This window comes from Pantoea sp. X-Soil-ISGK-275, assembly GCF_059730795.1.
Genome location: NZ_AP035976.1, coordinates 238,813 through 251,939 on the forward strand (window position 1 = coordinate 238,813; position 13,127 = coordinate 251,939).

Below are 13,127 nucleotides of genomic sequence, written 5' to 3' on the forward strand. Positions count from 1 at the left end.
TCGATGGTGAATTGAGTCACATATTTATGCCTCCTGCTGACGTAGAGTGGCGCGTACATCCCCAATTATCAGGAGTCTGTTATGGCCCAGTCTGACGTTTTCCACCTTGGCATCACCAAAGCTGATTTGAAAGGAGCCACGTTGGCCATCGTGCCTGGCGATCCTGAGCGCGTGAAGAAAATCGCCGCGCTGATGGACAATCCACAGCATCTGGCTTCACACCGTGAATTCACTACCTATCTGGCCGAAGTGGATGGCAAACCGGTTGTGGTGTGCTCCACCGGTATCGGCGGACCTTCAACGTCGATTGCGGTTGAAGAGCTGGCCCAGCTTGGCGTGCGCACTTTCCTGCGCGTTGGCACTACCGGCGCTATCCAGCCGCATATTAATGTGGGCGATGTGCTGGTCACCACCGCATCGGTGCGTCTCGACGGCGCCAGCCTGCACTTTGCGCCGATGGAATTCCCGGCCGTAGCTGATTTCACCTGCACCACCGCGCTGGTGGCAGCCGCAGAGGCGTGCGGTGCGAAAACCCACATCGGTATTACCGCCTCATCTGACACCTTCTATCCTGGTCAGGAACGGTACGATACCTTCTCCGGCCGCGTGGTGAATCGCTTCCAGGGTTCAATGGAAGAGTGGCAGCAAATGGGCGTCCTTAACTATGAGATGGAATCCGCTACACTGTTAACCATGTGCGCCAGTCAGGGACTGCGTGCCGGCATGGTGGCGGGCGTCATCGTGAACCGTACGCAAAAAGAGATCCCGGATGCCGCAACCATGAAACAGACCGAAAGTGATGCGGTGAAAATTGTGGTTGAAGCCGCGCGTCGCTTAATTTAGTGCGCCAGTCAGGGATGAATTCGAGACCAGGCTTATAAGGATTTCAGCTATTTCCTGATTAGAATGCGCGCAATTTCAGCAGCTACTGAGAAATTTCTTATGCGCAAAATGGTTTCTGTCTCACGTCCCAATTTCATGAATAATCCCGCTACTGCACAATCACGCGTTGAAGGTGCAGCAGCGAGATTTCGCCAGGCGATGGCGGCGAATAACTATCCTCTTGCGCGTCAGTGCTGTGAAGAAGTGCTGCGCGTCTTACCCAATCATATGCAGGTGCTGAGCGACTACGCGTTAACCCTGATGCGTGTGGGCGAGCACAAAAAATCCTATAAAATTTACCAGAAGATCTATCAAGCTCCGGCCGCGCAACGCGCGCAGGCGTCGGAAACATGGCTGGATGGATTAACGGAAGTGTGTGGCTGGCTGAATAAAGAGGATGAGGTGGCGCGTTACGGCCTCGAATCACTGCAGAATTCCGATGTGACCTTCAGCAAAGGGGCGAAAGTGGCATTCCCTTCTGACGTGCCGCCACCGATCAACCGCAACAATCTCGCAGAAAATATCATCTCCTTTAGCCTGTATGGCGGCCAGCCACGCTACTGCGAAACCTTGATTAAAAACATCGAAGTAGCGCGCGAGTTCTATCCCGACTGGATTTGCCGCATCTATCTTGACGACAGCGTGCCGCAACACGTCTGGCAGCGCCTGAAGCAGCCAAACACCCAGTTAGTGGATATGTCGCATGAGAAAACCATTTTCCCAACGCTGTGGCGTTTCCTGGTGATGGATGATGCCAGCGTCAAACGCTACATCGTGCGTGACGCGGATTCCTTGCTCTCCGAGCGCGAAGTGGTGGCGGTAGAAGCCTGGCTGGATTCGCCTTACTGGTTCCATCATATGCGTGATTACTTCTCGCATACCGAGTTGCTGCTGGCGGGCATGTGGGGCGGCTGCCACGGCGTGTTCCACAATGTTGAACAGCAGATGCGTGACTTTATCGCGCAATATGAAGGCAGCGAACGCTTCACCGATCAGTACTTCCTCAAAGTGGCGCTGTGGCCAACGGTCCGCGAAAGCATATTGAATCATGACGATATCTTCCGCTTCCACCATGCACAACCGTGGCCGGCGCATCAGCCGATTCGCTGGCAAACCGACAGTTTCCACGTCGGCAGCAACGCCGGTTTTGCCAGCATGGCAGGCCAGGTCGAAAATGCTGATAACGGTTGGCAGCAGGTTGAGATCACCTACGACGGGAAAAGCTGGACTTATCCGGCCAAAATCCACGGCGAAACCGAATGGGTGTTGCCGATGCCCTTCTTCCTGATTGATGCGTGGAAAGCGGGCGATCTGACAGTGAAAGCGCTTTAACATTCTTCTGGACATTCATACAGTACACCTCTACCTTTTCCCTCAGCGAGACGATCCGCGGGGGGATTATGGATCAGCAACTTATCATTAGCGGCGCGCTGGCGCTGGCCGGTTTGGGCATTGGCTGGATCATTGCTCAACTGCGCGCCGGCCATCAGTACGCCAGCTTCACTACCGAGCGACGCCTGCTGGAAGAGGCGCAGCAGCGTCAACAGCTGCAGCTCGAACAGTTACAGCAGCAAATCCAGCAACGCGAACAGGAGATGCGCCAGCTACACGGCGCGCTCAGCGGTGCGCAGGAACGTTTGCAACAGCTTGATTACTGGCGCGGCGAAAGTGAACAGCTCAGTCGTGAGCTGCGCAATCAGCTGGAAGTGAACAGCGCGCAGGAAGCCGAACTGCGTGAAGTGACCATTCGTCTTGAAGAGACACGCTACGGTGCAGAAGAGAAACAGCGCCTGCTGACCAACAGCGAACAGCGCCTTAGCGCGCAGTTTGAAAATCTCGCCAACCGCATCTTTGAAAACAGCGGACGGCGCGTCGATGAACAGAACCGTCAAAGTCTGAATAGCCTGATTGGCCCACTGCGTGAACAGCTGGACGGTTTCCGTCGTCAAGTGACTGATAGCTTTGGCGTGGAAGCGCGTGAGCGTCACACGCTGACCCACGAAATTCGCCAGTTGCAGCAACTCAACGCGCAGATGGCGCAGGAAGCGGTCAATCTTACTAAAGCGCTGAAAGGCGACAACAAAATTCAGGGCAATTGGGGCGAAGTGGTGTTGGCCCGCGTGCTGGAAGCCTCTGGCTTGCGTGAAGGCTATGAATACCAAACGCAGGTCAGCGTGCAGCTGGAACAGCAGGGCAGGATGCAACCGGATGTGATCGTGCGTTTGCCGCAGGGCAAAGATGTGGTGATTGACGCTAAAATGACGCTGGTTGCCTACGAGCGCTACTTCAACGCCGACGATGAAGCCACGCGTGAGCAGGCGATTCAGGAGCACGTTAGCGCCATGCGCGGACACATTCGCCTGCTGAGCCGTAAAGATTACCAACAATTGCCCGGTTTACGCTCTCTGGATTATGTGTTGATGTTTATCCCGGTGGAACCGGCGTTTCTGTTGGCGATCGATCGTCAGCCCGAGCTGATCAGCGAAGCGTTACAGCAGAACATCATGCTGGTCAGTCCCACCACATTGCTGGTGGCGCTGCGTACTATCAACAATCTCTGGCGTTATGAGCATCAAAGCCGCAACGCACAGCGCATCGCCGACCGGGCCACGCGGCTGTACGACAAAATGCGGCTGTTTGTCGATGACATGAGCGGCATCGGCCACAATCTCGACAAAGCGCAGCAAAGCTATCATCAGGCGATGAAAAAGCTGTCTGAAGGGCGCGGCAACCTGATCGCGCAAAGTGAAGCTTTCCGTTCGCTTGGCGTGGAGATCAAACGTCCAATTAATCCGCAACTGGTTGAACAAGCGCAGCCGGAAGAGGCGGATGAAGATTGGGCAGACGATCGCACCGAGGATGAAAACGTTGCAGAACCAACAACAGACTCGCTGCGCCGCATCAACGAATAGCACGGTGGTCGCGTGCTCGTGTAGCGCGACTCTGATACACTTCGGCAAGAATTGTTTGTGGAACAGGTAAAACCGATGGCAGATGAATCACAGCAGGAAACTACCCATTTTGGCTTCCAGACCGTCGCGAAAAGCGAAAAGGCCGATAAAGTCGCGGACGTGTTTCACTCCGTTGCGGCAAAATATGACCTGATGAACGATTTGATGTCGTTTGGCATCCATCGTGTCTGGAAGCGTTTTACCATTGACAGCAGCGGCGTGCGCCGTGGTCAACGCGTGTTGGATCTGGCGGGTGGTACCGGCGATCTAACGGCAAAATTCTCACGTCTGGTGGGCGAGACCGGCCAGGTTGTGCTGGCAGACATCAACAGCTCGATGCTGAAAATGGGCCGCGAAAAGCTGCGTAATCTCGGCGTATCGGGCAACGTTAGCTATGTGCAGGCCAACGCCGAAGCGCTGCCATTCCCGGATAACTATTTCGATTGCATCACCATCTCCTTCGGCTTGCGTAACGTGACCGAAAAAGAGAAAGCGCTGGCGTCGATGTTCCGCGTGCTGAAACCGGGTGGACGTCTGCTGGTGCTGGAGTTTTCGAAGCCGCTGCTGGAGCCGCTCAGCAAAGCTTATGATACCTATTCATTCCACATACTGCCGCGTATTGGCCAGCTAGTGGCGCAAGACGCTGAAAGCTATCGCTATCTGGCGGAGTCGATTCGTATGCATCCCGATCAGGAAACCCTGAAAGCGATGATGAACGACGCGGGCTTTGAAAATACCACCTACTTCAACATGACGGGCGGTATCGTCGCGCTGCATCGCGGATTTAAATTCTAATCCATCATGACTTTAACTCCTCTCATCACCGGCGGTCTTGAGACCGCCCTGAACCGTGCTCTCTATCGCGATCGCAGCCTGAAAGCCGCACGCCAGCGTCTGGCGGGCAAAGTATTGATGCTGCGTCTGCAAGAGCTCGATTTTCCTTTGGTACTGGTGTTTAGCGAATCGCAACTCGATGTGCTGAGTGATTGGCAGGACAACAGCGACTGCACGGTGAGTTTGCGTGTCAGTACCTTGCCGAAACTGCGCGATCGCCAGCAGCTCACCAGCTTGATTCGTAGCGGTGAACTGGAGGTGGACGGCGATTTGCAGGTGGTACAGCAATTCTCCGCGCTGATGGATCTTGCCGAGCTGGATCCGGCGGAATACCTCGCGCCGTGGATGGGCGATATCGCCGCGCAAGGTGTAAGTCAGGCCGCGCAGCAGGCGCTGAAATTCGTGCAGCAGCAGTTTACCCGCCGCCAGGATTATCTTGGCCAGGTGCTGACGGAAGAGTGGCGTGTCGCGCCGGGCGCACTGGAGCTGGCATGGTTTTGCGAGGAAGTGGAAGCGATGGAACGTTCGCTCAATGCGTTTGAAACGCGTTTAGCACAGCTGGAGGCGAAATGACGTTGGGAGAAATTCGGCGCTTATACTTCATCATCAAGATCTTTCTGACTTACGGCCTTGATGAACTGATTCCCCGCATGCGCTTCACACTGCTTTTACGCTTGTGGCGGCGCTGTATTTTCTGGATCCCTAACCAACATAAAGACGCTTCCGCCGGCGTGCGCATCCGTTTAGCGATGGAGCAGTTGGGTCCGGTATGGATCAAATTCGGTCAAATGCTCTCTACGCGTCGCGATTTGTTCCCACCCGCGATTGCCGATGAACTGGCGGTGCTGCAGGACCGCGTTGCGCCATTTGATGGCGTGAAAGCCAAAGAACAGATTGAAAAGTCGATTGGCGGCCCGGTGGAAACCTGGTTTGAAGACTTCGATATCAAACCGTTGGCGTCGGCGTCTATCGCGCAGGTGCATACCGCCACGCTGAAATCCAATGGCCGCGCGGTAGTGATCAAAGTGATTCGTCCCGACATCCTGCCGGTGATCAGAGCCGATATGCGACTGATTTACCGTCTGGCGCGTTGGGTGCCGCGTTTGCTGCCGGATGGACGTCGTCTGCGTCCGGTGGAAGTGGTGCGTGATTACGAAAAGACCTTAATCGATGAGCTGAATCTGCTGCGTGAAGCGGCGAACGCCATCCAGCTGCGTCGTAACTTTGACCAGAGCCGCATGCTGTATGTGCCGGAAGTGTTCTCGGATTATTGCAGCGAGTCGATGATGGTGATGGAGCGCATTTACGGCATTCCGATCTCGGATATCGCCACGCTGGAGCAGCATGGCGTCAATATGAAACTGCTGGCCGAGCGCGGTGTGCAAGTGTTCTTCACCCAGGTATTCCGCGACAGCTTCTTCCATGCCGATATGCATCCCGGCAATATCTTCGTCAGCTACGATCACCCGGAAGATCCGCAATACATCGGCATCGACTGCGGTATCGTCGGTTCGCTGAATAAAGAAGATAAGCGCTATCTGGCCGAGAACTTCATCGCCTTCTTCAACCGCGATTACCGCAAAGTGGCCGAGCTGCATGTGGATTCTGGCTGGGTGCCGCCCGATACCAACGTTGAAGACTTTGAGTTTGCCATTCGCACCGTGTGTGAGCCGATTTTCGAAAAGCCGCTGGCTGAAATTTCGTTTGGTCACGTGCTGCTGAACCTGTTCAACACCGCGCGTCGCTTCAATATGGAGGTGCAGCCGCAATTGGTGCTGCTGCAGAAGACGCTGCTGTATATTGAAGGGATTGGTCGCCAACTCTATCCGCAGCTCGACCTGTGGAAAACCGCCAAGCCGTTCCTCGAAGATTGGATCAAAGATCAGATTGGTATCCCGGCGATTATGCGGGCGGTGAAAGAGAAAGCACCGTACTGGGCGGAAAAACTGCCGGAGTTGCCGGAGCTATTTTACGACAGCATGCGCCAGCACAAATTATTGAAGCACAGTGTCGATAAACTCGTCACCGATTTAAACGTACAGCGAACACGCAATCATCAGGCGCGCTATCTGTTTGGTGTAGGCGCTACACTGTTATTAAGTGGCACCGCCGTGCTGTTAAGTCGACCGGATTGGGATTTCTTCCCGGCGCTATTAATGGCCACTGGCATCGTCACCTGGCTTATTGGCTGGCGCAAGACAAACTGATTGTCTGCCTGGTACAAATCGCGTAATGTCGCAAGCTAAAGCCCGAAATCATACGGGCTTTCTGTGCGTTACAGTCAACAGTTTTTCACAGAATATTAGAGGCATATCTCATGGGCGGTATCAGTATTTGGCAATTGTTAATCATTGCCGTCATTGTTGTTCTTCTGTTCGGTACCAACAAGCTTCGCAACCTGGGTTCGGATTTAGGATCTTCCATTCGCGGCTTCAAAAAAGCCATGGGCGATGAAGACGATAAAAAGGATCAACCGAAAGAGCAGGACGCTGACTTCAACGCCAAAACTCTGGCAGACAAACAGCAAACCACGGCGACTAAAGACGACGCCCGGAACGACAAGCAGGTATAACTGTGTTCGACATTGGTTTTAGTGAACTGGTATTGGTGTTCGTGATCGGGCTGATTGTGCTTGGCCCGCAACGATTACCGGTTGCGGTGAAAACCGTCGTCGGCTGGATCAGAGCCATTCGCTCGCTGGCCGCGAATGTACAAAACGAACTGGCGCAAGAGCTGAAACTGCAGGAATTGCAGGACAGCCTGAAAAAGGTGGAAGAAGCGGGCCGTGGCACGCTATCACCTGAGCTGAAAGAGTCGATGGAAGAACTGCGTAAAACCGCCGACTCGATGAAGCGTTCGGTGCAGCAGAGTATCGATGTCGAAAAAGAGGAAGATGAAGCCAACACCATTCATCAGACTCAGCCAGCAGCAGCGCAGCCCGGCACTTCACCTGCGGTCACGCCTGCCTCAGCGGAACATCAAACCAGTGCACCCGCACAGGCTCCGCAGCCAGACAACATCGCTTCAGAAGCAGAAACCCATCCCGTCGCCAGTGCTCCTGAAAGCACCGCGAAGATTTCTCTCGTAAAAGATGAACGATAAACATGGCCGTTGAAGATACCCAACCGCTCATTAGCCATTTGATTGAGCTGCGCAAGCGTTTGTTGAATTGCATCATCGCTGTTTTAGTCATCTTTTTGTGTCTGGTCTATTTCGCGAATGATATCTACCATCTGGTCGCGGCACCGCTGATTAGCCAGATGCCAGCCGGTGCGAGCATGATCGCCACCGACGTGGCATCGCCGTTCTTCACGCCGATCAAACTCACCATTATTGTTTCGGTGTTTCTGGCCGTGCCGGTGATTTTGTATCAGGTGTGGGCGTTTGTGGCGCCTGCGCTGTATCGCCACGAGCGCAAACTGGTGATGCCGTTGCTGTTCTCCAGTACGCTGCTGTTTTACGTCGGCGTGGCGTTTGCCTATTTCATCGTGTTCCCGCTGGCGTTTGGCTTTTTCGCCAAAACCGCGCCGCAAGGTGTGACCATCGCAACGGATATCACCAACTACCTCGACTTCGTCATGACGATTTTCATGGCGTTTGGCGTGGCGTTTGAGGTGCCGATTGCGATTGTGCTGCTGTGCTGGACCGGCATTACGTCACCCGAAGATTTGAAGAAGAAACGTCCTTATATGTTGGTTGGCGCGTTCGTGGTTGGGATGTTGCTCACACCGCCGGATGTTTTCTCGCAAACTTTGCTCGCTATTCCGATGTACTGCCTGTTTGAAGTCGGCGTATTCTTCTCCCGCTACTATGTGGGTAAAGGACGTCAGTCTTCGGATGAGGAACACAACACCGAATCCTGATGTCTTCGGTAAGATGCATCTAAACCGCCCCGTTGGGCGGTTTTTTATTGGGGAGAAAACATGTTTGATATCGGTGTAAACCTGACCAGCACGCAATTCGCAAAAGATCGCGATCAGGTGGTAAAACGTGCGCGCGAAGCAGGCGTCACCGGCCTGTTAATTACCGGCACCAATGCATTAGAGAGCCAGCAAGCGCGCCAACTGGCTACGCAACATGCAGGATATTGCTGGTCAACCGCTGGCGTCCATCCTCACCATGCCAGTGAATGGTCGGCGGAAACCGCGAATACCTTACGTCGCCTGGCGGAAAGCGAGCAGGTGGTCGCAATTGGCGAATGTGGCCTGGATTTCAATCGCAATCTCTCGGCCCACGATCAGCAGGAATACGCTTTCGATGCGCAGCTGGCGTTGGCCGCTGAGCTGCAATTGCCGGTGTTTCTGCATTGCCGAGAGGCGCACGATCGTTTTGTCGCGGTGCTTGAGCCATGGCTGCCCAAATTGGTAGGCGCTGTCGTTCACTGCTTTACCGGTACGCGTGATGAACTGCAAGCGTGTCTGGCGCTGGGATTGTCGGTGGGCATTACCGGCTGGGTGTGCGATGAGCGTCGCGGTATGGAACTGCGTGAATTGCTGCCGCTGATTCCGGCTGAGCGCCTGTTACTGGAAACCGACGCACCGTATTTACTGCCGCGCGATATGCATCCACGTCCCACTTCACGCCGCAATGAGCCGTGCTTCCTGCCGCATATTGTGCAGCAGGTGGCGAACTGGCGTGGCGAAGAAGCAGAAGCGCTAGGCGCGCAGGTAAATCTCAACGCGCGTCAGCTGTTCAAACTCGCTTAGAGTTTGCGGAACTGCTTGTTATCCACGCTGCGCATCACCTGTTTGTTCAGCATGTTGAGCAGCAGAACGGAGCGCGTTTCACCATCCGGCTCGGCAAAAATGGCGCGCAGCCCTTCGAAAGTGCCATCGGTGATGATCACTTCATCACCGCTCTGCGGGGTTTCCGGATCCAATACGATCTGCGGTGCATCAGTTTGCAGCGCTTCGATCACATCGTGCGATACGGTGGCCGGCATGGTGCCAAAGCGCACGAAGTGGCTGACGCCGCGCGTGCTGCTGATGGTGGTGGTGTGAATCGCTTCGGGATCGAACTCGATAAACAGATAGTTAGGGAACAGCGGCTCACTCACGGTGGTGCGTTTACCGCGCACAATCTTCTCCAGAGCGATCATTGGGCTGAGGCAATTCACCTCTTGCCGCTCAAGATGCTCTTTCGCGCGCAACAGTTGTCCACGTTTGCAATAGAGTAAGTACCAGGATTCCATAATCGCTCCCAAATAATGGACGCTAAGAATATCAAATCAGTTGTCAGAGTTATAGCGCATCGGCGGGTGGAAACCGGGTGCTGAAAACAATTTCACTACGATTTATCCGATTGATGCGGCTTATTTACGCTTTCTTGTAAGAAAATTGACGGCTGACGACCATCTGTATCAGACTCCATCCCCATCTTTCGATTGAAAAGGAGTGGCTGATGGAACTGTTCCTGTTAAGTAACGGCAAAGTGGCTGACGATGCGCCGCTGTTAGGTTACGCCCACCCGCAGCTGCACGCGATGATCGCCCAGCGCGGTATCACCTCGGCGGTGCTGGTGCCGTACGCGATTATTCGTGGCGATCATGCGCAGCGCGCGCAGGATTTATCTGCGTCGTTAGGCATTGAGGTGCGCACCGCGCACGAGTTTGCCTCGCCCGTTGCGGCGATTGAACACGCTGAGCTGATTCTGGTGAGCGGCGGAAATACCTGGTTCCTCAACCAAATGCTGCATGAGCACGGCTTGATCGTCGCCATCCAACGCGCGGTGCGAGAGCGTGGTGTGCCGTACGTTGGCTGGAGCGCCGGTTGCAATGTGGCAACGCCTTCCATTCGCACCACCAATGACATGCCGGTGCGCAGCAGCGTAGTGTTGCCCGCGCTTGGGCTGTTCCCGGTGCAGATCAATCCGCATTACCTTGATGCGCACGTCAGCGGCCACATGGGCGAAACGCGTGACGAACGTCTGGCCGAGTTCTGTGCCGTTAATCCGCATGAATCGGTGATTGCGCTGCGCGAAGCCAGCTTCCTGCACGTGAGCGAGAATCGCCTGCGTTACTACAGCGCTCGCGGCGAAGACTTCAAAGTGTTCCGCCACGGCGAGCCGATTGCTGCGTATCACGATGTATTGGCGATTCAGTCGCTGGTGCCGTTTTCCTGTCAGCCTGCCTGACGCAAAACCTCAACATGTCAGCGTGAAACGCCCCTATAATGGCGCTTCACTCTGGCCGGAAAGCTAAAGCCGCATGAAATATCAGGATTTACGAGACTTCCTCGCATTGCTGGAACAGCGTGGCGAGTTAAAGCGCATCACTCAGGAGATCGATCCTGAGTTAGAGATGACTGAAATTGCCGATCGTACGCTGCGCGCCGGCGGCCCGGCGCTGCTGTTCGAAAACCCGAAAGGCTACGACATGCCGGTGCTGTGTAATCTGTTTGGCACACCAAAGCGCGTGGCGATGGGCATGGGCCAGGAAGAGGTCAGTGCGCTGCGTGAAGTCGGCAAGCTGCTGGCGTTCCTGAAAGAGCCGGAACCGCCAAAAGGCTTCCGCGATCTGTTCGATAAGATGCCGCAATTCAAGCAAGTGCTGAACATGCCGACTAAGCGCCTGCGCAATGCGCCGTGCCAGGAAGAGATTTTCAGCGGCGATGAAGTCGATCTGTCGCGCATTCCGGTGATGAAATGCTGGCCGGGCGATGCTGCGCCGCTGATTACGTGGGGATTAACCGTCACGCGCGGCCCGCATAAAGAGCGACAAAATCTGGGTATCTATCGCCAGCAGGTGATCGGCAAGAACCGCGTGATTATGCGCTGGCTGTCGCATCGCGGCGGCGCGCTGGATTTCCAGGAGTGGTGTAAAGCACATCCGGGCGAACGTTTCCCGGTGTCGGTGGCGTTGGGCGCCGATCCAGCTACCATTCTCGGCGCGGTGACGCCGGTGCCAGATACCTTGTCCGAATATGCCTTTGCCGGTTTACTGCGCGGTAACAAAACCGAAGTGGTGAAGTGTATTTCGAACGAACTCGAAGTGCCGGCCAGCGCGGAAATCGTGCTGGAAGGTTATATCGAGCCGGGCGATGTCGCGCCGGAAGGTCCGTACGGCGACCACACAGGCTACTACAATGAAGTAGACAGCTTCCCGGTGTTTACCGTGACGCACGTAACGCAACGTCGCAACCCGATTTATCATTCAACCTACACCGGACGTCCACCGGATGAACCGGCGGTGCTGGGCGTGGCGCTCAATGAAGTGCTGGTGCCGATTCTGATTAAGCAGTTTCCGGAGATTGTAGATTTCTATCTGCCGCCGGAAGGCTGTTCTTATCGCCTCGCGGTCGTGACGATCAAGAAACAGTACGCGGGTCACGCCAAGCGTGTGATGTTCGGCGTGTGGTCGTTCCTGCGTCAGTTCATGTATACCAAGTTCGTGATTGTGTGTGATGACGACGTCAACGCGCGCGACTGGAATGATGTGATTTGGGCGATTACCACGCGTATGGATCCGGCGCGTGATACCGTGCTGGTTGAGAACACGCCGATCGATTATCTCGACTTCGCCTCGCCAGTTTCCGGCTTAGGCTCGAAGATGGGAATGGATGCGACCAATAAGTGGCCGGGCGAAACCACGCGCGAGTGGGGCACGCCGATTGTGAAAGATCCGGCGGTGACCGCGCGCATTGACGCCATTTGGGATGAGTTAGCTATCTTTGCCGAGCCGCCGCAGCGCTAACGGCGGCAGACCAATTAGATCCGAAGAAAAAGGGAACGCATGACAACGTTAAGCTGCAAAGTGACTTCGGTTGAAGCGATTACGGACACGGTTTACCGCGTTCGTTTAATTCCGGCGGCGGATTTTAACTTCCGCGCAGGACAGTATTTGATGGTGGTGATGGATGAGCGCGATAAGCGCCCGTTTTCCCTGGCTTCTACGCCAATGGAAAAGGACATCATTGAGCTGCACATCGGCGCATCGGATCTCAATCTCTACGCGATGGCGGTGATGGACCGCATCAAGAACGATCGCCAGATAACCGTCGATATGCCGCACGGCGATGCCTGGCTGCGTGAAGATAGCGATCGTCCGATCATTCTGATTGCGGGCGGCACCGGCTTCTCCTATGCGCGCTCTATTCTGCTGACCGCGCTGGCACAGAAACCCGATCGCGAGATTGCGATTTACTGGGGCGGCCGTGAGCTGATGCATCTGTACGATCTGGATGAGCTGAATGCGCTGGCGGTGAAGCATCCGAACCTGAAAGTGATCCCGGTAGTGGAACAACCGGCAGATGACTGGACCGGGCGCAGCGGCACGGTGCTGACGGCGGTGATGCAGGATTTCGCATCGCTCAGCGAGCACGATATCTATATTGCCGGTCGTTTTGAGATGGCGAAGATCGCGCGTGAGCGTTTCTGTGCTGAGCGCGGCGCGCTGGAAGCGCAGATGTTCGGCGATGCGTTTGCGTTTATCTGATGGCCGCCATAAAAAACCCGCCCGAAAGG

General features: G+C 55.1%; 14 protein-coding genes. 13 read left to right on the forward strand and 1 reads right to left on the reverse strand.

What is annotated here, in order from left to right; translation table 11 throughout:
• Positions 1–81 precede the first annotated feature (81 nt).
• The 10 genes from udp (at position 82) to tatD (ending at position 9,373) form a co-directional block, all read left to right on the forward strand.
• The gene (udp, locus tag AC6I8A_RS01065) at positions 82–843 is read left to right on the forward strand and encodes a uridine phosphorylase (protein ID WP_008105797.1); all 762 of its coding nucleotides are present in this window, start codon (positions 82–84) and stop codon (positions 841–843) included.
• A 99-nt stretch (positions 844–942) separates the two neighbouring features.
• Complete coding sequence (locus AC6I8A_RS01070; protein WP_265301708.1) at positions 943–2,214, forward strand: tetratricopeptide repeat protein; 1,272 nt, start codon at positions 943–945, stop codon at positions 2,212–2,214.
• Positions 2,215–2,282: 68 nt separating this feature from the next.
• Positions 2,283–3,794, forward strand: coding sequence for a DNA recombination protein RmuC (gene rmuC / locus AC6I8A_RS01075; protein ID WP_497817893.1), 1,512 nt, complete (start codon positions 2,283–2,285; stop codon positions 3,792–3,794).
• Between the two features lie 75 nt (positions 3,795–3,869).
• On the forward strand, positions 3,870–4,628 hold the full coding sequence (ubiE, locus tag AC6I8A_RS01080; RefSeq protein ID WP_008105805.1) for a bifunctional demethylmenaquinone methyltransferase/2-methoxy-6-polyprenyl-1,4-benzoquinol methylase UbiE: 759 nt from the start codon (positions 3,870–3,872) through the stop codon (positions 4,626–4,628).
• 6 nt (positions 4,629–4,634) lie between these two features.
• Entirely contained in the window at positions 4,635–5,240 is a 606-nt protein-coding gene (gene ubiJ / locus AC6I8A_RS01085; protein WP_497817894.1) for a ubiquinone biosynthesis protein UbiJ, read from the forward strand.
• Positions 5,237–6,874, forward strand: coding sequence for a ubiquinone biosynthesis regulatory protein kinase UbiB (ubiB, locus tag AC6I8A_RS01090; RefSeq protein WP_265301714.1), 1,638 nt, complete (start codon positions 5,237–5,239; stop codon positions 6,872–6,874). The genes ubiJ and ubiB overlap by 4 nt, the downstream gene beginning before the upstream one ends.
• Before the next feature lie 110 nt (positions 6,875–6,984).
• Positions 6,985–7,239: a Sec-independent protein translocase subunit TatA gene (gene tatA / locus AC6I8A_RS01095; protein ID WP_008105810.1), complete on the forward strand. Its 255-nt coding sequence runs from the start codon at positions 6,985–6,987 to the stop codon at positions 7,237–7,239.
• 2 nt (positions 7,240–7,241) lie between these two features.
• Positions 7,242–7,769, forward strand: a complete 528-nt coding sequence (gene tatB, locus AC6I8A_RS01100) for a Sec-independent protein translocase protein TatB (RefSeq protein ID WP_256698070.1) — start codon at positions 7,242–7,244, stop codon at positions 7,767–7,769.
• 2 nt (positions 7,770–7,771) lie between these two features.
• A complete protein-coding gene (gene tatC / locus AC6I8A_RS01105; protein ID WP_008105814.1) occupies positions 7,772–8,530 on the forward strand; it encodes a Sec-independent protein translocase subunit TatC in 759 nt (252 codons plus the stop codon).
• 60 nt (positions 8,531–8,590) lie between these two features.
• Positions 8,591–9,373, forward strand: coding sequence for a 3'-5' ssDNA/RNA exonuclease TatD (tatD, locus tag AC6I8A_RS01110; protein ID WP_256698072.1), 783 nt, complete (start codon positions 8,591–8,593; stop codon positions 9,371–9,373).
• Here the strand turns inward: tatD and rfaH are convergent.
• Positions 9,370–9,858, reverse strand: a complete 489-nt coding sequence (rfaH, locus tag AC6I8A_RS01115; protein WP_008105818.1) for a transcription/translation regulatory transformer protein RfaH — start codon at positions 9,856–9,858, stop codon at positions 9,370–9,372. The genes tatD and rfaH overlap by 4 nt on opposite strands.
• A gap of 209 nt (positions 9,859–10,067) precedes the next feature.
• On the opposite strand from rfaH, the gene pepE reads away from it, so the two are divergent.
• The 3 genes from pepE to fre all read left to right on the forward strand — a co-directional run bounded on the left by pepE (position 10,068) and on the right by fre (position 13,098).
• Positions 10,068–10,799: a dipeptidase PepE gene (gene pepE / locus AC6I8A_RS01120; RefSeq protein WP_497817895.1), complete on the forward strand. Its 732-nt coding sequence runs from the start codon at positions 10,068–10,070 to the stop codon at positions 10,797–10,799.
• Between the two features lie 73 nt (positions 10,800–10,872).
• Positions 10,873–12,357: a 4-hydroxy-3-polyprenylbenzoate decarboxylase gene (gene ubiD, locus AC6I8A_RS01125; protein WP_265301722.1), complete on the forward strand. Its 1,485-nt coding sequence runs from the start codon at positions 10,873–10,875 to the stop codon at positions 12,355–12,357.
• A 39-nt stretch (positions 12,358–12,396) separates the two neighbouring features.
• Positions 12,397–13,098, forward strand: a complete 702-nt coding sequence (gene fre / locus AC6I8A_RS01130) for an NAD(P)H-flavin reductase (RefSeq protein ID WP_256698075.1) — start codon at positions 12,397–12,399, stop codon at positions 13,096–13,098.
• The last annotated feature ends 29 nt before the right edge of the window (positions 13,099–13,127 follow it).

What these genes read in the sequence shown, in the direction of transcription:
- udp (WP_008105797.1), top strand. Translation starts at nt 82, where the DNA reads ATGGCCCAGTCTGACGTTTTCCACCTTGGCATCACCAAAGCTGATTTG.
- AC6I8A_RS01070 (WP_265301708.1), top strand. Translation starts at nt 943, where the DNA reads ATGCGCAAAATGGTTTCTGTCTCACGTCCCAATTTCATGAATAATCCC.
- rmuC (WP_497817893.1), top strand. Translation starts at nt 2,283, where the DNA reads ATGGATCAGCAACTTATCATTAGCGGCGCGCTGGCGCTGGCCGGTTTG.
- ubiE (WP_008105805.1), top strand. Translation starts at nt 3,870, where the DNA reads ATGGCAGATGAATCACAGCAGGAAACTACCCATTTTGGCTTCCAGACC.
- ubiJ (WP_497817894.1), top strand. Translation starts at nt 4,635, where the DNA reads ATGACTTTAACTCCTCTCATCACCGGCGGTCTTGAGACCGCCCTGAAC.
- ubiB (WP_265301714.1), top strand. Translation starts at nt 5,237, where the DNA reads ATGACGTTGGGAGAAATTCGGCGCTTATACTTCATCATCAAGATCTTT.
- tatA (WP_008105810.1), top strand. Translation starts at nt 6,985, where the DNA reads ATGGGCGGTATCAGTATTTGGCAATTGTTAATCATTGCCGTCATTGTT.
- tatC (WP_008105814.1), top strand. Translation starts at nt 7,772, where the DNA reads ATGGCCGTTGAAGATACCCAACCGCTCATTAGCCATTTGATTGAGCTG.
- tatD (WP_256698072.1), top strand. Translation starts at nt 8,591, where the DNA reads ATGTTTGATATCGGTGTAAACCTGACCAGCACGCAATTCGCAAAAGAT.
- rfaH (WP_008105818.1), bottom strand. Translation starts at nt 9,858, where the DNA reads ATGGAATCCTGGTACTTACTCTATTGCAAACGTGGACAACTGTTGCGC.
- pepE (WP_497817895.1), top strand. Translation starts at nt 10,068, where the DNA reads ATGGAACTGTTCCTGTTAAGTAACGGCAAAGTGGCTGACGATGCGCCG.
- ubiD (WP_265301722.1), top strand. Translation starts at nt 10,873, where the DNA reads ATGAAATATCAGGATTTACGAGACTTCCTCGCATTGCTGGAACAGCGT.
- fre (WP_256698075.1), top strand. Translation starts at nt 12,397, where the DNA reads ATGACAACGTTAAGCTGCAAAGTGACTTCGGTTGAAGCGATTACGGAC.